The sequence below is a fragment of the Verrucomicrobiales bacterium genome (genome assembly GCA_016793885.1).
In the GTDB taxonomy this organism is placed as follows: Bacteria; Verrucomicrobiota; Verrucomicrobiia; order Limisphaerales; family UBA11320; genus UBA11320.
The window spans coordinates 1-23,100 of record JAEUHE010000242.1 but is presented as its reverse complement, the minus strand read 5'-3'; the positions used below and the strand labels follow the sequence as shown (position 1 = coordinate 23,100).

22 protein-coding genes are annotated in these 23,100 nt (G+C 59.2%); 10 read left to right on the top strand and 12 right to left on the bottom strand.

Going from position 1 to position 23,100, the window contains the following annotated elements; translation table 11 throughout:
- Window positions 1-2,341, bottom strand: a 2,341-nt coding sequence (locus tag JNN07_27070) for a DUF642 domain-containing protein (GenBank protein ID MBL9171424.1), incomplete at its 3' end; no start/stop codon positions are given.
- Between the two features lie 394 nt (window positions 2,342-2,735).
- On the opposite strand from JNN07_27070, the gene JNN07_27065 reads away from it, so the two are divergent.
- Entirely contained in the window at window positions 2,736-4,328 is a 1,593-nt protein-coding gene (locus JNN07_27065; GenBank protein ID MBL9171423.1) for a type IV secretion system DNA-binding domain-containing protein, read from the top strand.
- 100 nt (window positions 4,329-4,428) lie between these two features.
- Window positions 4,429-6,846, top strand: coding sequence for a relaxase domain-containing protein (locus tag JNN07_27060; protein MBL9171422.1), 2,418 nt, complete (start codon window positions 4,429-4,431; stop codon window positions 6,844-6,846).
- Between the two features lie 37 nt (window positions 6,847-6,883).
- Here JNN07_27060 and JNN07_27055 read toward each other — a convergent pair whose 3' ends face one another.
- Window positions 6,884-7,141 (bottom strand): helix-turn-helix transcriptional regulator, encoded by a 258-nt coding sequence (locus JNN07_27055; protein ID MBL9171421.1) that lies wholly within the window; start codon window positions 7,139-7,141, stop codon window positions 6,884-6,886.
- A 180-nt stretch (window positions 7,142-7,321) separates the two neighbouring features.
- Here JNN07_27055 and JNN07_27050 point away from each other — a divergent pair, with 180 nt between their 5' ends.
- Together JNN07_27050 and JNN07_27045 are read left to right on the top strand one after the other, a co-directional pair.
- Window positions 7,322-7,558: a hypothetical protein gene (locus JNN07_27050; GenBank protein MBL9171420.1), complete on the top strand. Its 237-nt coding sequence runs from the start codon at window positions 7,322-7,324 to the stop codon at window positions 7,556-7,558.
- Window positions 7,559-7,602: 44 nt separating this feature from the next.
- Entirely contained in the window at window positions 7,603-8,241 is a 639-nt protein-coding gene (locus JNN07_27045) for a hypothetical protein (GenBank protein ID MBL9171419.1), read from the top strand.
- A gap of 63 nt (window positions 8,242-8,304) precedes the next feature.
- On the opposite strand, the gene JNN07_27040 is transcribed toward JNN07_27045, so the two are convergent.
- Window positions 8,305-8,802, bottom strand: coding sequence for a hypothetical protein (locus tag JNN07_27040; protein ID MBL9171418.1), 498 nt, complete (start codon window positions 8,800-8,802; stop codon window positions 8,305-8,307).
- A complete protein-coding gene (locus JNN07_27035) occupies window positions 8,795-9,679 on the bottom strand; it encodes a ParA family protein (protein ID MBL9171417.1) in 885 nt (294 codons plus the stop codon). Before JNN07_27035 ends, JNN07_27040 begins: the two co-directional genes overlap by 8 nt.
- A 563-nt stretch (window positions 9,680-10,242) precedes the next feature.
- Between JNN07_27035 and JNN07_27030 the strand changes: the two genes are divergently transcribed.
- Window positions 10,243-10,446, top strand: a complete 204-nt coding sequence (locus tag JNN07_27030; protein MBL9171416.1) for a hypothetical protein — start codon at window positions 10,243-10,245, stop codon at window positions 10,444-10,446.
- Window positions 10,437-12,182: a hypothetical protein gene (locus JNN07_27025; GenBank protein MBL9171415.1), complete on the top strand. Its 1,746-nt coding sequence runs from the start codon at window positions 10,437-10,439 to the stop codon at window positions 12,180-12,182. The genes JNN07_27030 and JNN07_27025 overlap by 10 nt, the downstream gene beginning before the upstream one ends.
- A 28-nt stretch (window positions 12,183-12,210) precedes the next feature.
- Here the strand turns inward: JNN07_27025 and JNN07_27020 are convergent, their stop codons facing one another.
- The 3 genes from JNN07_27020 to JNN07_27010 all read right to left on the bottom strand — a co-directional run bounded on the left by JNN07_27020 (window position 12,211) and on the right by JNN07_27010 (window position 16,100).
- Entirely contained in the window at window positions 12,211-12,582 is a 372-nt protein-coding gene (locus JNN07_27020) for a hypothetical protein (protein MBL9171414.1), read from the bottom strand.
- A complete protein-coding gene (locus JNN07_27015; GenBank protein MBL9171413.1) occupies window positions 12,579-15,215 on the bottom strand; it encodes a relaxase domain-containing protein in 2,637 nt (878 codons plus the stop codon). The genes JNN07_27020 and JNN07_27015 overlap by 4 nt, the downstream gene beginning before the upstream one ends.
- 66 nt (window positions 15,216-15,281) lie before the next feature.
- Complete coding sequence (locus tag JNN07_27010) at window positions 15,282-16,100, bottom strand: DUF5131 family protein (protein ID MBL9171412.1); 819 nt, start codon at window positions 16,098-16,100, stop codon at window positions 15,282-15,284.
- 526 nt (window positions 16,101-16,626) lie between these two features.
- Here JNN07_27010 and JNN07_27005 point away from each other — a divergent pair.
- The gene (locus JNN07_27005) at window positions 16,627-16,869 is read left to right on the top strand and encodes a hypothetical protein (protein ID MBL9171411.1); all 243 of its coding nucleotides are present in this window, start codon (window positions 16,627-16,629) and stop codon (window positions 16,867-16,869) included.
- Between the two features lie 161 nt (window positions 16,870-17,030).
- A complete protein-coding gene (locus tag JNN07_27000; GenBank protein MBL9171410.1) occupies window positions 17,031-17,384 on the top strand; it encodes a hypothetical protein in 354 nt (117 codons plus the stop codon).
- A 251-nt stretch (window positions 17,385-17,635) separates the two neighbouring features.
- Here the strand turns inward: JNN07_27000 and JNN07_26995 are convergent, their stop codons facing one another.
- The 3 genes from JNN07_26995 to JNN07_26985 form a co-directional block, all read right to left on the bottom strand.
- Window positions 17,636-18,157 carry a DUF3368 domain-containing protein gene (locus JNN07_26995; protein MBL9171409.1) on the bottom strand — a complete coding sequence of 174 codons (522 nt, stop codon included), beginning with the start codon at window positions 18,155-18,157 and terminating at the stop codon, window positions 17,636-17,638.
- Complete coding sequence (locus JNN07_26990) at window positions 18,154-18,450, bottom strand: UPF0175 family protein (GenBank protein MBL9171408.1); 297 nt, start codon at window positions 18,448-18,450, stop codon at window positions 18,154-18,156. Before JNN07_26990 ends, JNN07_26995 begins: the two co-directional genes overlap by 4 nt.
- 221 nt (window positions 18,451-18,671) lie before the next feature.
- Complete coding sequence (locus JNN07_26985) at window positions 18,672-19,901, bottom strand: hypothetical protein (GenBank protein MBL9171407.1); 1,230 nt, start codon at window positions 19,899-19,901, stop codon at window positions 18,672-18,674.
- 165 nt (window positions 19,902-20,066) lie between these two features.
- Between JNN07_26985 and JNN07_26980 the strand changes: the two genes are divergently transcribed.
- Together JNN07_26980 and JNN07_26975 are read left to right on the top strand one after the other, a co-directional pair.
- Window positions 20,067-20,819 carry an RNA polymerase sigma factor gene (locus tag JNN07_26980; GenBank protein MBL9171406.1) on the top strand — a complete coding sequence of 251 codons (753 nt, stop codon included), beginning with the start codon at window positions 20,067-20,069 and terminating at the stop codon, window positions 20,817-20,819.
- A 3-nt stretch (window positions 20,820-20,822) separates the two neighbouring features.
- Window positions 20,823-21,494, top strand: a complete 672-nt coding sequence (locus JNN07_26975; protein ID MBL9171405.1) for a hypothetical protein — start codon at window positions 20,823-20,825, stop codon at window positions 21,492-21,494.
- On the opposite strand, the gene JNN07_26970 is transcribed toward JNN07_26975, so the two are convergent.
- A complete protein-coding gene (locus tag JNN07_26970; GenBank protein ID MBL9171404.1) occupies window positions 21,486-22,151 on the bottom strand; it encodes a hypothetical protein in 666 nt (221 codons plus the stop codon). The two genes, JNN07_26975 and JNN07_26970, sit on opposite strands and share 9 nt — an antisense overlap.
- A gap of 35 nt (window positions 22,152-22,186) precedes the next feature.
- Window positions 22,187-23,100 (bottom strand): hypothetical protein (locus tag JNN07_26965; protein ID MBL9171403.1); only part of this gene is annotated, 914 nt, incomplete at its 5' end.

Below are 23,100 nucleotides of genomic sequence, written 5' to 3'. Positions count from 1 at the left end.
ACAGAACAACCGTGTAGTTGCCATCCACAAAGTTTGGAAGCCAAAGTCCTTTAAGGCTGCCCTCCTCTTCTGAAGGCACGACACCGGCAATCTCTCGGTAAAAGAATCCGTCCTCACAATTGTGTCCATATCTACGTCCTTGCGGATCGATTACGTAAAGCGACACAGGACTGTGCACCTTAAGGCATGCTGAAGAACCCGTGAACGGATACTGAGATCCGGTAGAGCAGGCAACCTCAGACTTAGGGTACCCCAAGGCACACATTACCCCCTCGACCCTCCTGGCCCAAGCTTCTGGATGGTCGAATGGACCATCACAGTTGCGTCGCTCACAGGAATAAATTCTAGCAAACTCTGATACTAATTTAAAATGGTCTCCATTGGAAAACCTGTAACGGGGGCTATCCCGCAAGTAAGCCGATACAGCTCTGACCGCTCTACTGAAACTGGTCCAACCGCACCAGCGAACAATAACATCTTCACCCTCCACTTTCATCGTTTCTTTAATGTCCAAATCGCACTGAATGTGAGTGCTGCCGAACTTAACATTCCAAAAATTGAATCCCTTTGCACGGGCTTCGGAGATTTGAGGTCTCGTTTTACGCCTTCCAAAGACTGTTTCGGCACCAGCTATGCCAAGGATAAATCGGGGATCCAAACCGGCTTTGATACTTTCCTCTATCAGCACATCCATATTGTCAACACTGGCAAAAGCTGGATCCATATCGTCGTCGCGGGTCATATACTTCCTGCGTAGAAACGCACTCATCTGAAATCCTGTTATGGGTGGAGCGCAACCAACTGGCTCGGGAAACAAATTGTTGGTCTCGTCTGATTCTGCTATGGCGCCGTCGCGATCGAAGACGAGTAGGAGATACTTGGCCTCAGCTGGCCGTGGGGGCATATCTTTAACTAAGACATCCTGAAAGTGTTGCTTAACGCTGAGGTCCGCAGGTTGAGTCAAAACAGCTGTGAATGCGATGGGAAGCAGGGATTCGGCAAGAGTCGGCCCGGTAGCCCAGTAAAGGTTTACAAGCAGAGGTTTATCAAGTGCGATGCGACTCACCTCATAATTGTAAGTGACGACGTCATCAACGCCACCCTCGTAGGAGTGGAATTCAAGGGAGGTCGCGGCGATATCCGGCCTGTTTCTCAATGGGTAGACGTTGTTGTTCTCGGCGATTCCTTCGTCAAAGAGGCCATTTGGTGATCCAGTGAGCGGCGGGTCGACAACAAGGAGCAAGTGAGTCGCTCCATCAGGCGCTGTTCCTAACACCGAGCTGGGAACGTAAAACGGGCCATATGTGCCTCTTGGTCTTTCGATGATGGTTGAATAAACCGACTGTCGGTCGGTCGGCACATCTGTCCAATTTGGCCCATTTGACCACCACAGCTCCACGGTCGTGTCCACTTTCAAATCAACTCCAACGTCGTAGCTGAACTCCACGCCCGCATTTGCAGGGTCCCATTCCAGCAATGTTGCGACGAGGTCAGGACGACCCAATGCCAAAGGCTTCGAGTTGTTGTCCTCCTTCGCGTCATGCTCCGGATGCAGAGCACCTATGGAATCAAGAATCAGGAGGATATGGGTCGCCTCAGGAGGCGGAGTTTCAAAGAACACCCCCGGGGTATTGAAGGTAATCTCCCCCTGGGATCCAGGGCCGCCGGTGCCTGCTTCGATGGCCACTGGGGTAGCGATCGGCGGGAAGCCGGGTAGCATATTCTCTCTGTTCTCTCCATTTGCCCAGAACAACGAGGCAGTGGTTGCCTCTCTCAAAGCACCACCATCAACGCGGTATCGTGCGTCCACCCCACCGATGGTAGTGTTCCACGCAAGCCCGACGGCGACCAAGTCTATAAGGTCGCCTTCAATCGCCACATCATCAATAAGGGGCTTTTCCCCATTTTGAGCGGCTCGACTAGTGAATTGCACAGTATGTTGCCCTGCAGAAAGCGTCATTTGCACGGCATGCTTTTTCCATGTGTTTATACCGGCAGCGTTAGCGTCAAAATCACGGTTTATCCCTCCAACAGAAACGGTGTAGCGAGCAGAGTTGCGAGGTCCGTTGAACTCCGAACTGTCGAACCACTCCAACGTATATGTCCCAGCCCGAGCAATGGTGAACTGCTGGGATAATGTCGAGGAGTTTGCCCCTAGCGCCACAAACTGGCGGCCAGAGTGGGCAAGAGGATAAAGAGGGCCGTATTGTCCGGCAATAATGGCCGTCAACGCTCCACTACCACCCCAGCCAGCTGGAGTGGAAAAAGAGATTCCTGCAGCGCCAAGATCAGGGCTCTCGAAACTCCCGTTCGCGATGAGGTTCGCGGCGTTTGCTGACATTTCCCCCGACACAGCGAGAGCGCACAGGATGACGCTCTGAAAGTGGATTTTCATAAGCCTTATTTTGGGACTCCAGATGGGATATCTTGAAGATGTTCAACCCACTCTGTCGTGTCAACTTGAATAGCAGGGCAGCTAAACGCTTTTCCCTGTTGAGCGGACTCACACGAAGCAAGCAGCAAGACTGAAAACGCACAACTCGATGCGGACCTGTAATCGACCTGTGTTGGAAGCGTGGACGGTCGAGACCCTATTCGCACAACTCTCACTTATAGACAGATTGCACATAGCCTGGTCACCGTTCGGATTCCGTTGTCCCCGGCGAAACGGAACAGGGTACTGGCGCAGTCAAGTGGATCAGAGTGTATAATGCCAGGGTCAAGGAGGCTTGGCCGTGGTCATTCTCAATTTCGGATCTATCGGGTGGATTTTCGTAGCGCTGGTGTCAGGTGCGGCCGTGCTGTCGATGGTGCGGCGACGAATATTGCGACGTCCTTCGCTTACCGCTCGGCATCATCGTGGGCGAGTGCTCCGTGCGGCGCGCGAGGTTCAGCAGTCACTGGGACGGGTCGACGAGGGATTCCAATGGGGACGGTGCCTTCTGCCTGCCCGGGTTGCCTATGGGCACTTGGCGGTGGTGGGCGCTACGGGGAGCGGGAAGACTCTTCTCCAACGGCTACTGATGCAGTCGGTGTTGCCGCACATCGGAACCCACCCAGGGCAACGTGCTCTGATCTACGACGCGAAGCAGGACATTCTCGGACTGCTGGGCGGGATGGATCTGCGGTGTCGTATCGACCTGCTCAATCCCCTGGATTCCCGGTCGGTGGCTTGGGACCTGGCGGCGGATGTCACCTCACCGGCCGCGGCATGGCAAGCCGCCACCCTGCTCATCCCCAAGGCGACCCACGATGCCAACCCCTTCTTTTCCAACGCCGCCCGCCATCTCCTCTACGGGGTGTTACTCGCCTTTATGCTGCACGCTCCCCTCAAATGGACGCTGCGGCAACTCGTGCTGGTCCTGAGGCAAGAGCGATTGCTGCGCAGCCTGCTCGCCAACCACGACGCCACGGGTTACCTGCTCCAATACTTCGAGCATCCTTCCACTTTCCAGAACATCCTCTCTACGCTGCTCACCCGAATGGCCCCCTACGAGATCATCGCGGCGGCTTGGGATCGCTCCCGCAGCAAAATCAGTCTCCGGCAATGGGTCGATTCGGACTCGATTCTAGTGCTCGGAAACGACGAGGACAATCGTGCCGCGATCGATACGCTAAACCAGCTGATCTTCAAGCGCCTCTCCGAGCTGATCCTCGCCAGACCGGAGCTGAAGCCCGAGGAGTCCGAGACGACGTGGCTACTCCTGGACGAGGTCAGGCAGGCGGGCAAGCTGGACGGTTTGTCGGCCTTGATGACCAAGGGTCGCAGCAAGGGAGCGGCAGTCCTCCTCGGCTTTCAGGACATTAACGGCCTGCGTGATGTTTACGGGCGCGAAGTGGCCGATGAGCTCGTTGGCCAATGCAACACCAAGGCCATCCTTCGGCTCAACAGCCCCGAGACCGCCAACTGGGCTTCGCGGATCGTTGGTTCGAGCGAATTTCTCGAGACGCGCAAATCCAGAAGCCGAAGCCGTGATGTTCGGGACCATGGCTTACACGAGGGCGCTAGTTTCGGCGTCTCGTTCTCTGACGCGATTACAAAACGAGATTTGATACTGGATTCCGAGTTTCTTGATTTCCCGGAGACGTCGCTGGAGGCTGGCCTCTCCGGCGTCTTCGTGAGCCCGGTTACGGGCGCATTCCGGGATCATCTTCCCGGTCGGTGGCTGGGGGATCGATTGCGTTCCCCCCTTCCCGATTTTCGTAACTTCATCCCACGTCCAGAGGCTCATCAGTATCTTCGTCCATGGTCCAACCAGGATTCTGACATCTTCAAACTTGCCGAGCGTCCCGCCTCGGCGTCGCTCATCCGGGCGGCGCACGAATGAGATACTCTGCTGGCGTTCCCCCCATGCTTTCCTATCCCACTGGAGTCCCCACACCCCACGCATTCGCTTGGCGTATGCCGAAACCGGGAGTTGTATAACGGTGTTATCCATTTCGAAGGCCTTCAAAGGAGCCGGTCGCGCCAACTACTATCTGAACCTCGCCCAGGAGGATTATTACCTGGGCGGCATGGAGCCTGCCGGATTTTGGATCGGCGACGGTGCCACCCAGCTGGGTCTCCTCGGTTTTGTCAGGGGGGATGAATTTAGGAACTTGCTCGGTGGGATCTCGCCCGACGGCAAACGTCGCTTGGTGCACAACGCTGGTTCGGAGCACCGCCGCTCCGGCTGGGATCTCACCTGGTCCGTTCCCAAGTCGGTCTCGGTGCTCTGGAGCCAGGCCTCCCCTGCGGTTCGGACCATCATTGAGTCGGAACTCAGACATGCCGTGGGCCGCGCGGCTGCCTTCTTGGCGACCGTGGGGGTGGTGAGCCGCCGCGGAACGAACGGAGTGGTGCATGAGCCGGCCAAACTCGTGTTTGCCTGCTTCGAACATTCAACCAGCCGTGCCCTTGATCCCCAGCTTCATGTGCATTCCATTCTGATCAATATTGGGGTTCGGGCCGATGGCACGACCGGGACCCTAGAACCCAGGGAGCTGTACCGTCATCAGATGGCCGCAGGTGCCCTCTTTCGCGCCGAGTTGGCCTCGCGACTTGAGCAAAGCCTGGGTCTGCGCGCTCGGCGAGTTGAACGCTGCTTTGAGTTGATCGGGGTTCCTGCCGCTCTCATGGAGGAGTTCTCCAAACGTCGAGCGCAGATTGAGGCGAAGCTTGCTGAGCTCGGCATTTACACGGCGGCTGCGGCCGAGAAGGCCGCCCTGGCGACGCGACCCAACAAACAGACCCTCTCCCGCGAGGAGCTCATCCCTCGATGGCAGCAAGTGGGGCGGCAATATGACTGGGGTCCTCGGGAAATCGATTGGCTTCGGCAACATCCCTTCCCGGCACGCGATGTGGGCAGCGAAGCACGCGATTCCGTTCCTGCGGCTCTCTCCGCTCTGACCTCCTCAGATAGTCACTTCAGCGAGCGACAGCTGATCCAAGCGCTCGCCGAGGAGGCACAGGGGCGTGGGCTTGGCGCGGATGCTGTCCTGGATCTGAAGTCTCGAGTCTTGATGTCCCCCGAGGTAGTGCCGCTGCGGGCTGTTCTGAGTGTCTCACAATGGACGACGCCAGAAATGCTTAGGCTGGAAGCCCGAGTCCTCGAACTGGCGAGTGTCATGGCAGCCCGGGAACGACCCCTTCCCTCCCCTATCCCAGAAGGTATAGGGGAGATCTCACTCTCGACCGAACAGCAGGGGGCTCTGCTCCACGTTGTCTCGAGTTCCGGGGGGCTTCGAATCATTTCTGGCATGGCAGGTACGGGGAAGTCGACGGTCTTTAAGGCGGCGCGTGAGGTCTGGGCCAGTCAAGGTCGGGAAGTATTGGGAATGTGCCTGGCCGGAAAGGCGGCTTGCGAGCTCGCCCGAGCTACTGGAATTCCTGCGGAGACTGTGCAGCGCTCCCTCATGAGATTCGAGCGACATGCTGAACTGCTGACGCCGAATACAGTTGTCCTGATGGACGAGGCCGCCATGGTGGGCACCCGGCAGATGGCCACCTTGCTAGAGCAATGCGCTCGCAGCGGCGCGACGCTCGTCTTGTGCGGAGACCCGCGACAGCTGCAACCGATCGAGGCCGGCGGTGTTTTCCCTGAGCTGGCCGACAGGTATGGAGCCGCCCATCTAGTCGAGATTCGACGGCAGCGCGAGGACTGGGCTCGTGGCGCTGTGGTCGCCTTCGCCGAGGGACGGGCGGCAGATGCCTTGGCGGCCTATGAAGCTCGGGGAGCAGTCTCCTTCTCAGAGGACGCAGATTTGGCGTTGGAGAGGATATGTGCGAGACGCGTGGGGGCCAACGAGGACCAGGACGCTGGGCTGGTGCTGGCCAACCGGGTCGCGGACGCGGACAGGATCAACCGCGCCATTCAGCAGTCGCGCCTCGCGGGCGGTCAGCTCTCGGGGTCTGGCATTGCGGTTGGCGATCAGATGATTTGCGTGGGTGATCGCATTCTCTTCACGAAAAACTGCGCAAAGCTCGAGGTGTGGAATGGTCAAGTGGCGGAGGTCACCGCCGCCTCTCGCGAGGGCATCACCGCGTGCATCGACGGAAAGACACTCATCAAGTTTAAGCCCCGGGAATACCCGCACATCCGGCTGGGGTATGCTTTAACGACTCACAAAGCCCAGGCGCTGACGGTAGAGCGAACTCAGATCTACGCCGATGCCAGCGCCGAGAATCGAGAGGCGGCCTACGTGCAGGCTTCGCGTGCGCGCGGGGAAACCCACTTCCACGTCGTGGCAGAGGATCGCGAGCAACTCATCGCGTCCATGCAGCGAAGTCGGCCCAAGGTCATGGCTACCACCCTCCTGCCCACACCGGATGAGGGGCCTATCTTGAATCTTAAGCTGGAGCTGTAAGCGGAAGGACTGCAGAGGCCAGCGGTAATGAGCGGGCTTAGCGCTTGCGGGACGTCGGTTCTACTCGCGCTTTCTTAATCAAGTCCTCCAGGGGCACCCCCAGCACCTCGGTCATTCGCAACAGGGTCATCAGAGTCGGGTTGCGCTCCTCGTTCTCAATGAAGCTCACCGTTTGTCGCGAGATTCCCGCGCGCTCAGCCAGGGAATTGAGCGAGATCTCCTGCTTCTCGCGCTCCTCTCGGAGCAGGCGAGCTACGTTCGTGCAAATCACAGAGTGTTCCTGAGGCGCAGGCATTCCGATGGACTAGCCGAAATCTCCCTTGACTATGCATGCTACTATAGTAGCAATACAACGTGTGACGCGGATTCCGGCGATTTCGGGCAGACGGAACGACCTTGCTCCCCGTGTGCTTCGATCGGCGGCTGATGCGTGAATCGAACCTCCCATTCCAAACTCTCATCACCCCCTCATGTTATGATCCTCCGTCGACTTGGACCTCAACCCGAAGCCGGTCGCTGCTCAGGCGGTCGCACTTGCCCCGATGTTTTCGAGCTGACTGACGGCGATTTCGCCGTCATCGGACAGGACATCACCACCCAGACGATCCCAACCCTCCCGCAGGACGCTGGCTGCGGCCCCCTGGAGCGCATCGTGCGCGTGCCTCGAAAGACCATGGTGCTGGCGCGTGCCGATATTCCCGTGAGCTTGTAGCTCACCCATTTCCGGCTGACCCACTTTCGTGCTAGGCTCGGCGGATGACAGAGGTCATCGCCTGGCTGGAAGGCAATTGGTTCTCCCTGGTTCAGTCCCTGGGCATCATCGCTAGTATTCTCCTCACCGCAGCCACCATGCGCCGAGATCGCACCTCTCGGCGCATTGGTGACTACCTCGCGCTCACCACGGAGCATCGCGAGCTTTGGGGCGATCTCCATCGGCGCGCGGATCTGGCGCGAGTTGTCTCTGCGGAAGTCGATCTGCTCGCCCAGCCGCTGTCGACGGCAGAGGAGGAATTCCTGCTCCTGGTCATCGTGCATTTCCACACGGGTTGGCTTTTGGCCAAACAGGGCTCCCTGGTGGACCTTGAGGTCTTGGCTCAAGACGCCAGGGCGTTCTTCCGGCTGCCGATGCCGAAGCTAGTCTGGTGCCGAACTCGTTCGGTTCGGGATCCTGCCTTTGTCCATTTCATCGACTCTGCCTGCGCCAGATCCCCTCGTCAGAGGCACCCTTGCCGCTTGTTGCTGAAACGCGCTGCCCGCAGGACAACACGATCCGTGTCCAGGTGGCTCGCAGCGGTGCGTCGTCCGATCCTCACACTGCCGCGAGCCCTGATGCAGCGATCAAAGCGACCGGTGTCCCTGCTTAGAAAGTTGCCTGGTCAGAGACGCCCTCGCTGATACCGATAAGCACTCCGGCCGTTTTTGCGAACCCCTGCCCAGGACAGAGCCACAAAAAACGTCTCATCGAGGGCCTAAAGCGCCCGCCCGTGGAAGAGTGCGCAACGCGTTAGTCACACAGCGCATCCACCAATCTTCGAAGATCCCCTGAGCAATGCTATCGTGCGTCGATGGAAATCGGCGCGGCTTTCCTTGTCCCACCTCAGCCAGCAATGCCGACTCCGCTTGCATGACGACGTTGAAAACGGCCCGTGTGAACATGCTCAGCGTGACCTTTGTCCCTGCCTGTTTCTGCAATCGCAGCAGGAAGGCCTCGAGATCCTCATTCTCACTTCGGTTGAGGAGGAATCGCTTGGTGATGCTAGGCTCTGGGCTTTTGGGCTCGGCGCTGTCGCTGGTCGGAGCTGACACCAAGGTCATCCCGGATCGGGTGGGCTCAGGTGCGGCAATGGTCGCTGGCGCTCTGGCGACTACTGGATGCCTCCGAGTTGCTACGACCTCGCGCACCAGATCGGCAGCGATCGGATCATAAGGCGTTTCTTCAAAGGGCTTCCTAGGCATTGGCCACCTCCCCTACTTCTAGCGAGTTGGTAACTTCCTGGAGCCTGAGCGCCGAAAGTCGATCCTCCAGCTCCCTCGCCAACGCTCGGTATTCGTCGGCAACCGGATGATCTCCCTTGTATTGCAGGATGCTCTTTCCGACGCGTTGCGCCTCCTGCACGACGACACTTCGTGAGATGTCGGTGCTGAACTTGAGGGTGAACCCTCGTGCGTCGACACAGGCCTTCTCGACGTAGGACACCAGCTCGCGTGCCAACCGGGTCTTGGGCCGGGAGAGAGCGCACACCACCACCCCAAGCAGAGCCAGTTTCGGATTGGCATGCTTGCGGGCTGTGGCGATGTCGGACAGGGCTTCCGCGAGCGCGCTGACGGCCAGATGATCTGGCATCGCGCTGAGAACGACAAAATCGGCCACTTTCAGGGCCGGAATCGTGGTCTTCGTCTTTTGCGGGGGTGTGTCGAGGAAGATGTAATCGTATTTCCCTTGGAGCCGCGCCATGGGTTCCAGAAGTAAATCCTGGTGGATGAGCCACGGATTCTGGGCCAGAAAGATGTCGAGCTCCGCCAGCTTGCGAGAGCTGGGCACCAAATGGACGTTTGGAGGCAGATGCACCTCCGGCTCATCATTGGTAATGATGGTATCTTCGGCGTTCTCGGCACCCGTCAGGAGCTCATAGGAACCCACCCACCCCTCTGTCGGGGCGCGCAGTGCCTTGGTTGCCCCGGATGTCATATCCAGGTCGATGATCAGGGATTTGCGCCCCCTCTCCGCCAATGCCGCCGCCAGCTGAATTGTATTCGTCGTCTTTCCAACGCCGCCCTTTTGGTTGCCAACTGCGATAATGACCGTATCCCGTTGTGGTGTTTCTTTCTCCATACTTCCTCCTTCCTATTGGCCCATTGGCGCGATTGCCAACGGGCGGGCGGGCCCATTCAACTGCCCTTGCGCCTATTGGTGTTATGGCATGTGTGGACCGATCACGAAAGACCGAGATTTAGCCTCTCAGCATTTTGTGGAATCAGGTCGCAGTGAGCCGCTAAGCGAACCCTTTTAAGAGGCCAACGGGCCAAGTGGCGGCCTCGCGAGCCAACGGGCTCCTTGGCGCACCGGCCAACAAGCCTTCGAAGTCGCCCCTTGGCCAATGGGCCGACCACATCGCCATTTGGCCCGCGGGTCTCTTGGCCATCCTGTTAGCCTATCGGCGCCTTGGCCAATGGGCCTTCAGGCGATCGGCGGACTGCATTTAGGGGGTTGCGCGAACGGGCGATTCGCGTTGATCTGCAAGGGCGGGGGAGTGGCGTTTCAAAATTTCCTGAAACGCGGGGACGAGTTCGACCCGAAACCACGATGATGAAGCAGATTTGCTCGACATCAGTTGTGAAGAATTCACAGGGCTTGCTGGAGAGCCTTGATACAAACGGCTGGAAGGGGAGGGGGAGATGAAAAAGCAGATTCGGGTCACCAGCATTAGTTTCGAGGTGCCGGTGTTGGAGTATCTCGAGGAGTTGGCCACTCGAGACGATCGTGGTCGAAGTTACACCGTCAATCAGGTGATCCGTGAACACGCGAAGCTTTACGGTCAGACGTTGCGTTCTGCGCGCGAGCCAAGCCTTAGCCCAGGGGAAAGCTCCACATGCCGGTAGCCGCGCCACAACTTCCGAGTTTCCCTGGATTTCCGGATTTCAGATCCAATGTCACTTTCGTGCCGTTGCAGTTCTTCACTGCGGTTCTCCCTCATCGGAGCCGCGGCTGCGTGCGTTTGATCGGTTACATGCTGCGGCAGTTGCTCGGTTATGTGGACGCAGACGGCAACCCCCTCCGCGAAAAAATTCATTTCACCTATGCTGACCTCATCAATGGGGTTGGTATCTCTCGTGGGGGAATCGCCAAGGCCTTGCGGGAGGCGATGGATTTTCGATTGATCCGAGTGTTGGATGGGACCAGCACCAAGGCGGGCACCACCTTCACGCTGAACTGGAGCGATCGCTACACCGATTGCCCGGAGGAATTTTGCGGATTCTTCAGGCCGGACGCGATGCTGCAGCGCGATGATTCAGATCCCGGCGGGAAGTTCGCGCCGAAGGCAGCTCGCAAGAACATCCCCAATGCTTTTTTTGATCGAGTGTTGCGCTGCGAGAGGCTCTCGGTGGCGCGGGTGGTGGGAACTCTACTCTTCCGGAGCATTCGATGGGGTCCGGCTGGGGAGCGCAAAGCCCCGGTCAGCATCTCGATCAGCGAGCTCAGCCATTTGACAAACATTTCGAGGCAGAAGATCCACGGGGCTCTTCACGAGGCTATTCAGCGCGGATATATCGAGCGGGTTGAGGAGGGCTTCTTCGATGCCTCCGGCGGTGACCAGAGCTGTGCCGCGACCTATCGAATCCGGTGGATCTCCGACCCAGGCCCGGCTGGAGTCCCGGCGGAAACCGCACTCCAGCCCAAGCCGACCCCCCCGTTCACCTGTATGAACAGGTTCAAAAGGGTGAACGCGGGAGAAGTTCAAAAAAGTGAACCCAACTCGTCCAAAATGGTGAACGATACAAGTGTTAAAACCCAAAGTATTAAAACCAGTACAACCACAGCAGTGCAGTTATCCGTCGTCTCGATGCCGGCTGCTGCTGTTGAGGGAGCGACGTTGCAACGTTCGCTCATGGACGTGGGTCTCGATGAAAGGACCGCGATCAAGCTCCTTCAACACTATCCGGCTGACCTTATCGAGCGACAGTTGGCCTGGCTGCCCTTGCGCAATGTCCGAACGAGTGCCGCTGGTCTTCTGCGCCGATCCATCGAGTGCGATTGGCCGCAGCCCGGCGTGATGCGGTGCACCCCGGCCCAGGTGTTCGTGGCACATTTCGAGGCCGCTGTTCACGGACTTCTCGAGCCGATGTTCCCGCCCTCCACGACTCCTCAGCCGGAGGCGGAGGTTCTCCTGGCTCGGCTCGGGGTGGCCCCGAGTGCCGTTGATGTGGCAGGGGAGTGGGGGAAGCGATTTGGGCGGTTCGTGCTTCGGCACCGCCCAGGGAAGACACGCTTCGACTGGTGCGCGCGCGAGTGCGGCCACGAATTCGTTCGCGCCACCTTGCAGGCCGATGAGCGGGCCAGGGGTCGCCAGGTCGTCGCTCAGCAAGAGGAGCGGAGGCAGGAGCGCCAAGCTCGCTATGAGCAGTTCTTGGTCGAGACCGCCCAGCGCTGTCAGGTGGAAAGTGTGCCTTTGTGGAACGCGTTCCTCGAAGACCAAGAGCGCCTGATTTCCCAGTTTGGGCTCAGGGCATCTGGTCGGCAAGCGATGGCCAGCGAGCTGGGTCGAGCGATTGCGTTCGCCGACTTTGCCCGCGAACGTGGAGAGCCGGTGCCGCGAATCGAAGAATGGAACGGCTGAGCGTCTGTTCCGCGCTTGGACTGGAGTGCTAGCCCGCCGGCTCACGTGGCAAGCGGGTGATCTGGGTCACCTCAGTTGCGTTGGACCCCGTAGCTACCCCAAGGCTCACGTGTATCCGGCTGACGCGCTGCTCCGCGATGGCGATGAACAGGTCATGGAGCCCGCCGCCCTGGATCGTGATGGTGTCGGTTGAATAGTTGAGCATCAAGATCTCCTGCGCCCACTCGACACTCTGCAGGGCTCCGTAGGGCAGGAAGAACGCCCCGCGCGCGGGATAGAACCGAATTCCCATCGGTCGCGCTAAATCGACGCAGAAGGCGGAGTCGGTCTCCCTGGGCAGCTGGGGCGAAGGCTTCTTTGCCACACCACCCTGGGCTGCTGATCCCCGGAGTTGACTCATACTCGAACCTTCGCTTTCGGGCTGCGGCTCTCGGCCTGGTCAATGGATCGTCTAGGGCCAAGAAGCTCAGATGCCAGTGTCCGATCCCCGGTCTTCTGAACCGCCTTGAAAAGGCTATCCAGGTCGTCGGTGTAGATCTTGATCTGCTCCCTCCCCCGCGACGCGCTGACATAGAACTGCTTCCGATTGGCGGCCGGTCCAGAGGCGGCATCCATGGCCACGTAAACGTGGTCGCATGTCATGCCTTGGGAGGCTGGGCTGGTCACGCAGTAGCCGTAGGTGAGCTGTTTAAACTGGGCGGGGACTACTCGGCCATCGGTTAGTCGAACACTCCCGTCCTTGTTCACGCGGTCCACAGTGACGATTTGCCCGTTGAGCAGATTGGCATCTTTGTGGTTTCCCTGAATCAGCAATTTTTCGCCTGGCAGCACTTCCAGCGGAAGCATCGTCCCGACGTCGTAGCAATCTCTCTGCTTCCCGGTTAGCTTCACGCGTTTTCCTCTCTTTCCCGCCACCACCAAGGAGCTTGCTGTGGAGGTCAGCACCGTGGCTACCTCTCCCTTCTTGAAATCGCGCGTGTCGCGATGGAATACCAGAACGTGATCCTTCCCATACTGTGATAGCTCCGCTCGCTGCGCCGCGGTCCAGCGCTCGGACCTGACAACCTGGAGCGATGCAGGCTTTCCTTCGAGCTGGCCGTCCTCCTTCAGAGCGGCGCGCAACGCCCCGTTGATGGAATGAATCTCCCGCCAGGTAGGGGAGACGATGATGGCGGATTTGTTGGACTGGATCGAGACCAGATAGTCCTTTGCCAGTTTTTGATATCGCGCTTCGTGCTTGCAGACATGGATGGCCCCCAGCTTCTCCAGCCGGCTGAGGCCCCGCAAGCCCTGGCCGGCCGCGACATCCGCGATCGCCTGACGATACTCCAGTGTAACCTGCCTCCGAATGCTCCTGAGTGCCACCGTCTGGATCTGGCTGTGCTCCTCGAGCAGACGCAGGCCGTCCCCGGCCTCGACGCTGGAGTGTTGTCGGCTGTCCCCTGAAAGGATGATCCGATATCCTTCCTTCCGTCCGATCGACACCAGGCTGTGGAGCTGAGCCACGGAAAGAAGCCCCGCCTCGTCGACAATAATCGCCCGGCCTCGCAGATCCTCCTGCATTTGCTGGTCCACGAGCAGCCGCTGAAGCGTGTCCACCTGCTTGAATCCTTCCTCCCGTAGTACCTCCACCGCTCCCGAGGTGGGGGCGAAAAGAGCGACGGGGCGCTTTTCCGTCCCCAAGGAAGCAGCGATCTCCTTCAGCGCCGTGGTCTTTCCGGTTCCGGCACCCCCTCGCAGGCAAACCACCCCGTCCCGTGAGCCGAGAATGCTTTGAACTGCTTGTCGCTGCTCGTCCGTCAGCCGCGGGCTGAGGTTATGTGAGGGGCAGAGCTTTGCATGGGTTCCCACCGCCTCATTGACCAGAGCGACAAGCTTCCTCTCCAGCGCCAGGGCGGCCCGGGTGGTGATCATGTTCTCCTTTCGGATAAACTCTGCCTCGCGCTCAATTGCGTCCCTCAGCTGGTCAAGCGGGGTCTCGCCGCGACTAAAGGCGAGCGCGTGGCGCAGCAGCTCATGTTCAGGGACAACGCTGAGACGCTCGAACACATGCTCTCGGGCGGATGCGACCGCGGTGACGGCGAGTTCCGCCGGGCTCAGTTCGGAAATCCGCTCGGGAGGAGAGGCGTCCCGTACCAGCCCCCGGAGCTGAAGCAGTTCTCGATCCGAAAGTTGTTCAAGCTGCAGCGCGACGAGCTCTCCGGGGGTGGTGTTGCGCCGCTTGCGTTCACGGGTTGAATGCGCCAGCGCGGCCCGTCCATCGTTCGTGAGAGGTCGGCCCAGCTTTCGAGCCACCGTTGCCTCCGCTTCGCGAATGACTCGGCTCCGCTTGCTGAAGCGCTCGATAATCTCCTTCCCGACGCCTTCGATCTCAAATCCATGGCGGGCGGGCTGAAGCTTGTAGCCAATCCGTCTTAGCCGCATCGCCAGCGAGTTTCGATAGACCTCGGTCAGGTAGTTCGTCTGAGCGAACATGTGCTCAGGCTCCAGAGCTTTCCATCGGCTTTCTGTCTCGTCCCAAGTCGCGTTATACGTCACTAAGTGCGTGTGCATTTGAGGGTCCAGCGCCCTGGAACAATCGTGGCGGAAGGCAGCAGCTACGATTTCTCCCGTCCGTCGTGTGGATCGTTGCCCCTTCTTTCGAATCCGGCTGCCAGCGGCTTTTTCTAGCTCACAAATCGCATCGCGGCACGCCGCATCATGAGCAGCAACGAGCCGCTGATCCCTTAAGGTGATGCCCAGGATGCTGACGCTCTTCGGAGCCGAGATGACGAAATCATAAAACACACGCCGATCCTTGCGCTGCCGAACGGTCAGTTTGTCGCCAGTCAGGGGATGTCGATTCTCGCACAGCCGAACGAACGCCTGCTCTGAGACAGGATCGGATCGGGAGAGGCCAAGACGCTCCGCGCCTTTGCCAAACCACTCGCCGGCTACGGACTGCTTCTCGGAATGGTAGTCGCCTTGCAGGAGGTGCTCCCTGAAATAATCTTTCGCATGTCGCAGGCTTTTCTGAGGTCGTACCGTCAGCATAGATGGCGACGATCACAAAGCGTGATCGTCGCCATCCCTATCTCAGTCGCAGGGGACGATTTTGTTTCAATCTGGCCGCGGAATAGTCTCAGGTGAAACCGGATCCCTGGTCGATCGGAGCCTCTGGATGGGAAACTCTCGGACTGTTTCACCATCGAGCAATGTTTCCATCTCGGTGCGGGGGGCGGCGCTTTGCTTGTAGAAGAATGCCACCTGCTTTTCGCCGCAATGGGCGCGCATCGCTCGCGCCCACTGGAGATCGTGGTCTCGGTAGTGGTGGCCAGATTCACCCCCGTAGATCACCCAGTGTATGCCATCCAGGTTTAAGTGAGGTGTGAGCGGACCAAGGGCGGGTTCGTAGCTGATGAAGCGGACCCTAGCTGGCACTTGCCTCAGACAGTCCGCCCGCCACGCACCACTCGAGTCCGAAATCGACACCCCGAGCCAGACATTCGGGTAACCCTTAATCCCCCAGTCCGACGGAAGGTAGTCGGCGATCCGGTCCGCGCGTTTCGTGAGCAGTTGCCAGTGCAAGTGAGGGGTGCGGCGAATCAGCGCCCAGAGCTTTTCGCGCTCCGAAGCGAGTGTCGGGTGATCTTCAAATACGTCACACATCGAGGAGGAAAAGACCAGAACCGGATATCCCGGCCCCATGACAGATGTGGTTCGACCTGCTACTGCCGCGCGATGCCATTTTTCCGGAATCATCCAATGCCTCGGACCAAAAGTGCGGCGCGCTTGGTTTGACCCCCAAATTCTCAAGCCGAGTCGCTTGGTGGCGAAGTGCTCAGCGTAACAATGCGCGCAGCCAGGATCGACCTTCGTGCATCCCCAGGCGATGTTGTGCGTATGATTGGTCCAGGCGATCAGAGTGTTTTCAGCCATAGTTTATTGGGTTGCGTTTCAGCCGCCGACTACAACGGTCCAATCAACAATGACGAGCCCGGTGAAGTCCGACGTCATACGAGTATCAGGTGCAGCGACGCCGGTTGTTTCAAAAGGTTGCTAAGCCCAAGCGGTCAGCCGGCCAGCGGATCACTCTCCCGGCGCGGGGGGGCGGCAGCCGCAAGGAGTGAAGGTTCATCCACCTTTTCGAGCCGCACCGCGTCCGATGGGGAGTGGACCACTCGATTCTATTTCTAGAGCTTGCAGGGCCTGGTTCAACTCTATCCTGTGCTGTTATTCAGTCTTGCGCAGGCTCCGAGCCGGATTTCGTGGATGGGTCTTATGCATCATGATCCGGCCTCCTCCTGCCGACTCCGCGCAGCCAGCGCGCCAGTCTGCGACTGTCACTTGGCTGCTGGATGCTCCGTCGGGTCGGAGGCCAGCTTCGTTTCTCCGTATCGGGTTATTCCTCTCTCACAGCAGAGTGAAGAGAGGGAATGAACCCTCTCAATTTACGGAGAAACCAATGATGCAAAATAATAAACCCATCCACGAAATTCGGCTCGGTGCAATCCGCGCAGCGATTTGGAAAAACGAGACCGCACACGGCCCTCGGTTGAGCGCTAGCTTCAGCCGCCTCTACAAGGAGGACAAGGAGTGGAAGTCCACTACGAGCTTCGGCCGCGACGATTTGCTGTTGCTGGCAAAAGTCGCAAACGAAGTTCACTCGTTCATGCATAGCTCTAGCGCCCCGGCGCCGGAGGAGTGATCCGCGGGCCGGCGAGCCGACAAGGCTAGCCGGCTTTTTTCTCTCACCCAACCTGCTGACATTGTCGGTGCGATGTGATAGATGAACCGGTAGCCTTCGGTATACCAAACTCGGTCAGTCGGCCTCTTGGCCAACTGGCTCACCTCTAGGAGAGAAAAACCATGACCCACTACGAACACCTCATCGATCCCACGACCATCGAAGCGATTCGCCGGCATCTGAATAGCCCGGCCTCGCCCATTCGGGAGGTGCTGTTTGTCGCCGAGCTTCAGCTGCTGCCGACGGTCGCCATGGCTTTGGATGCGACGAGCGGGCTGTCGTCGCACCAGCGAATCAAACAGTGGAAGCTCTGGCTAGAGGGTGGCGCCGTGGTTCCCAACAGATCAGGCGGCTACGGCATCGATTTGGATGCTCTCCCAGGGGAAAGCCGTTGCCGGGTGATATTCTTGCCCCCTGTTTACGTGGTGCATGTTCCCGGACTCGACCTGCAACACCAGGTGCGGAACGCGGCGTGAATGCGATTGCTCAGTGACTGAGGCCCGCCTCATCCACTGGGGGATCGGGCATCTGGGACCTGGGCCCTGCAGCGGGGAGAGCTTTTGAGGGTGGAACGCTCGGCTGCCTCACGTTCAATTCAGTTGCGCTTGCGCTCTGGCTGGGGCGCGCGCCCCAATCCGATTGCCCATGACCCACCCATTCGACCTGGTCAATCGGGGAACCTTCGGGATTGAACGTAGCCCGAAGCTCGGGCGGGGTGTTGGATCCGTTAGATCTCCCGACCACGGCTTCGTTCCGGCGATCGGTCGGCTTCGCGTCGTGCGGCATCCCGACGCAGGGCATCATCTAGGTAGCGGGGATCAATCCGGAAGTTGGTTCTCGCCAGCTTGCCCAGCACGACGGCCAGGTCCACGAGGTTTCGGGCCGCCGCCTGTTCCAAAATGCCAACCGTTCCGATCGTCAGCAGCCCTCGACGGGCTGCCTCTCTCCTCGCCTCCCGCTCATCGAGGAGGATCGCGTCTACCCTCATGGCCTCGGCCAGGGCTATGGCTTCCGCCTCGCCGGGGTCTAGGGAGTTCAGGAGATGGGCTGCATTCGCATGTGCGACCTCTACCCACGCCGGCAGGGATGCCGCGAAGGCGCGGGCTTCTAGGGGGGCGTTTGGGTGGGCAAGTTCGGCCAATACCATGCCGGGCACAAAGACATGCTCATAGAGCGCAGGGATAACCCGGAGGCAATCGATAACGGCAAGATAGCGGAGCGGACTCGTATCCGCGACGACAACGGTCACCCAGCCTTCAGGCGCTCAAGCGCCCTCCGGTCTAGGCTCCAGTCGGCCAGCGAGTAGGGGCGCTGGGCATTGTGCTGGGCAAGGAACTCCTCGGTCTTCCATCGGTCCAACCCGAGCAGCTGTCCGACTTGATGGCGGGTCAGCTTCTCGGTGCGATAGCCATCGGCGGCGTAGGCCTCCAGCACTTGCCGAGGCAAATCACCTCGCCGCTGGAGCAGCTGCGCCAAGTCATCCGGCAAGTCAATGGTCACCTGCATACGTTCCTCACAATCCTTATCGACTGGGTTTAACATAGCACGAGAGCCTCACCTAAGGCAATCCCCCGAGGGGGAGATGTGCAGCCAGGCAAACCGACAGTTCCATCCACTGCGCCTTCCAGGCACTTACTGCCGCCTCGATTTGATGAGCTGGCCCAGAACCCGATTTGAAGAGTTTAACTGAGAGACACCAACTCCTATCCGTTGGATAGGCTTTCGCCCCCCACGCTTGTGGGGGGCGAGGCGTGGTCAGGCGACTAGTTTTCGGGCTGTAGACCCAGCTCGATGAGCCGGCTCCGGATCGCTTTGTTCAAGCGGTGGATGCGGCACCGAATCTGGGTGGCGGTTTTGATGTCGAGCAGCTCCTCAGCGTAGGGGAGAGGCCAAGCTCCCGCTCCTGTTTTCGTCATCCGGGCCAGGATGCACTCCAAGGCCTTTGAGTTCCCGGCTGCCTTGGCCAGGGGGCGGAGACGGTCGATCAGCTCCACAATGGCTTCGGGCCCATAACCCAGCACGAATCGGAGAACCCACAGTGCCTGATCGTACGGCTTCGCCATCCGCAGGGTAGCCTGGAGCTCCCGAACCAGCTCCTTAGCCATGACCTCGGCCACCACATCGCAGGAGGATGCTTCGGCGGCAAGGAGCTCTTGCTGAGTTCGCTGATACCCCAGCTCCTCCCGGATTCCCTTAAGGCAGTCCAATATCTGAGCTGCGCTCAGCTTGGTCATCTTCTTCAGGGATCGATATTCCGGTTCGAAGCCGTGCTCCTCCACGAACTCGACGAAGGCCTCACGAACCTTGTTCCGAATCCATGTGAAGGACAAATCCCGGGTGCCGAAGGAGATTTGCCGGTTCGCCCAGCTTTTCAGGCTGCGGTGTCCTTTTGGGGTAGCCGTGTCCCGATACGGTGCCTCCTCCTGGAAGGTCATGGCAGCAATCGCCAAACGATCCATTATCATCTCGCACACTTCATGCGAGCGACTGGCCCGGATCAGCGGCTCGAATCGGGTAAGTAGCTCCTCGTAGCTAAGGAGGCCCACCGGCCCCATTTGGGCATGGGCACGCAGCACACGAGGGGTGAGGGAACACCGTAGCCAGGTTCCCCCTTGCCGGGTGCATCGACCCTTAGCTTTCGGCTTGGATGCGCTCTTCTCGCTTCCGGGCGAGGTCACCGGCCCGGAAGAGCCAACCATCGTCTCCACCGCCGTCCCCGCTGCGGTATTGCCTCCCGGGACACCTTTGTGGTTTTTCCCTGCGACTCGGCAGGTGGGGCGACCGGACTTGGGTGCATGGGCTGCAAACGGTCCAGGCAAGGAGCCCGGGCAGGGAAGCTTTCGCCCCTTTCCGCCCTTTACACAGCCATTGGCCTTGGCGGCTGTGTTGCGCTTTCGTTTGGGCTTGGTTGCAGATGACGCCGCAGCATTGTGCGATTTTTCCGCCTTGGCGTTACTATTTGCTAACTCTGAGGCCGAGTTGAACTCGTTCATATGTATCGTTCGTTAACCAACGTTTCCACCGGCCCAGGCCTCCAACCTGCCCCGCTAAGTGCGGGTGGTCGAAATGGACCTGTTATCGGTTTTCGCGCGGGTTAACGGGCGGTTTCGTCTCAGAATGGGATTCTTGCAAAATTGGCCCGTTTCCCATTCTGAGCCATGAGAACAGCGGTTTTCTCTGGAGCTACATGGAACCGCCGTGCTAAGAGAGGGTCATCAAGCATGGAAATACCGGAAGAGAGGGAGCTGATTCGGAAGGCGCAGGCTAGGGACGAGCATGCATTCAAAGTGCTGATGGATACCCACAAGGACCGCGTCCGCAACAGGGTAGCTGTGAAGTTGAACGGATGCTCCCGGGAAGATATCGAAGATGCCTGTTCGGTTGCTTTCGTTAAGGCGTGGACTGCACTTCCAAACTTCAAACCGGGTCGGCCTGGTGGGTTCGAAAAGTGGCTAACCGTCATCGCAACCCATGCTGCCTATGAGATTCTTCAAAAGAACGGAAAGCGGCATTTGCCGTTTGACGATATCTCCCATGATTTTCTGAACCGTAGTATTAGTACTCTCGTAGAGGCCACGGAGCTAAGCCCCACTCACAGGCTGGTCGAGCTAGCGTTCAAAAAGCTAAGGTACGATTGTCGGTTTCTGATTCTATCGTCGTTCGTCTACGGAGTCGCACCTATTGAAATCGCGCGGTTTGCACGCCAAACGATGGAACCTTTTGGGAGGCACGCCAAAATGGCATCTGAGATCCGAGGATGGTTGACCTCCTTGATCGGCCCGGTGGAGGATCAATGCACAGAGCGTCGCAACACATGCTTTGAACTCCTTAAGAAGCTGGTCCGCGAATTGGAGTCGAAATCCAGGAAACAAGCTCAGATGGATGGTTCAACTCTCTCAACTGAAGACTGAACGATGAAATTGACTCCTGAGGATCTGGCTCTCATTGAATCGCTGCGCAGCTATGCTGCTCATCTCGAAAGGGAAGCTGAGGAGAAGGTGCCACTTTCCCCGAATTTTAGCGAGGACGTCATGGCCCGTATTCGACGGGAGGAAGCTCGCGGTGAGGCCCGTGAGGAATCCCGCGAAAGCGCTTTGGGCTGGTTGGTGTTTCTTCAGAGTCGAACGGCTTTGGCAATATCCGCTGCCCTCGTCGTCCTGGCTCTGGTCGTCTTGATTCCTCTCGGTTCCTCCAGTGCCCAGTTTGCCATGGCCTTGCCCCAGGGGATTAAAGGGGAGCCTCCGAAGGCACCTGATTTCTATCTGGATCCGGCCCCCAAGCTCTCGGTGGACTGGAAGCGACTGACTTTCAGCATCCCGCTTCGTGCCGGGGGAGAATTGAGCGGAACCCTTGCGCCGATATCTGGGGCTACCGGGGGCCCGGCCCGCGAGTTCGACCTCAAAGCCGCCGGGACTTCAAACGGAGAATCCGTTTCCGCCACCGGCCGACTGGTGGTCATGCCCAATAAGCCGGATGAAACCCCACCTGTCCTGCGGGTCCAAGATGTTTACTGGCTCAAGCTGAACCTCACGTTACGCGGCTCCGCGCGGGAGGAGCAAATCTACCGCGTGTTCGGTTCACCTTGATTCGTTTTTGACCGGCAGGGTCTCCGCCGGCCGGGCGGGCAAGGCGTTGGCGATCCTCTTAGCCACGCGCGCTGCCGTCGGCACCAGATCCCGCGTGCTGTCGCCTTGCGTAGTGCTGTTGTCCGAGCAGGCTGCAAACTGCATCGCGGTCTGAGTGACCAGAATCTGGCAGTTCAGCCTGCTTCCGATGTCGTAGACCGTTTCCATTTTTGAGGTCAGCACGTTCTTCCTCTTTACGGGCTGGGCATGTACATCGGCAGCCACGATGAGCAGATGCGAGGCGTTGAGCACGCGCCCCGCCAGGGCGGCGCCCTCTCGATCGGTGATCCGCAGGCGACGAAGCTCCAGCTCCTTCTCGCATTGCTGAATCATGCTCCTCGAGACCAGCTGATAGCCCTTGTTCTGACAGGCTTCCGAAAACTCCTGCTCGATGGTCGAAACGACGGCGCGCAAGGTGTCGGCGTTTCCTCGGTTGGGCGTCTTGTTGTGTTCGACCACGATGGCGAGAGTCTTGATCTCGCTCGGAACGAAGTTCGTGGGCGACCATCGCAGCCGCGGTCCGAACAGAGATGCCGCGCTGGCGGTGGGGATGCCCGAGATCAAAGCGCTGCAACTGAAGGCGATGATGAAACACAACTTGAGATAGGATCGATGCATGGGTGGCAGAGTTCTATAGGGTTGGGAGTGGGTTGTTATTTGAGGTTCAGAAATTTTCCCCCGTCGTCGCTCAGTCGAACAATCGCATCGGCAATCGCCTCACTCGCGCCGCCGCCGTCGCTGGAGCCGCTGGGCCGTCGCGCTTCCCCGGTGAACGCCTTGCGACGGCTGGCGATCCTCCCCTCCTCAAGGGAAACGACCGTCACTGTGAGCGGAACCTCCCAGTAGCGCTGGGAGCTGACGCGCCGGCCCGCTGTAGCCTTCTCGTTGCCCTCGACGGTCTCTCCGAAGCTCCCAAGCACCAGCGTGGTGGCCTGGTGCTCTCGCAATAGTCCTTCCGCTGTCGCTGTGTCGAGCGGACGGCCCGCAATCTGCGGCGTTATCGACCGGAGTTCCACATTCCCGGGAAGTCGCAGGGCCTCCTCGAACCTGGCTTGGGTAGCCTCAGCGGACCCTGCGGGAATTCCGGCCAGCGGGGCGACCAGCACCAGCGGCTTGGGGCGGGTCAGCGGTCGTGGCGGGGGAGCCTTGGCCTCGCCAATGGGTCCATCCAGAGTGCCCTTTGACGCAATTGGGCCAACGGTTTGTTGCCGTCGCTCCTCATTCCACCACGCGAGAAAGCCTGCCGGATCCCGTGGCCCGGATCGTGATAGACTGATCTCGATCTTGTCGAGCAGTCCCCCGGGATGTGGCGCAGAGATCAGCTGGATGGCGGACTCAACCGCGGCGACCACCGAGGGGGTTAGTTGAGAGGAATTCGCGCCAGCGGCCTCATGAAGCAACTTCGCGGCGCGGAGCTTCCGTTCTTTCAGCCGACGACGGGCGACATCCACATGCGGGGAAATGGCCAGAGGCACTTCCAGGGCATCGAGAGTGCCTTGATGCCAGACATGTTGGATTTGGGCTTCGGCGATCCGATGATCGTCGGCTGCCAGCTCTGCTGCCCGCT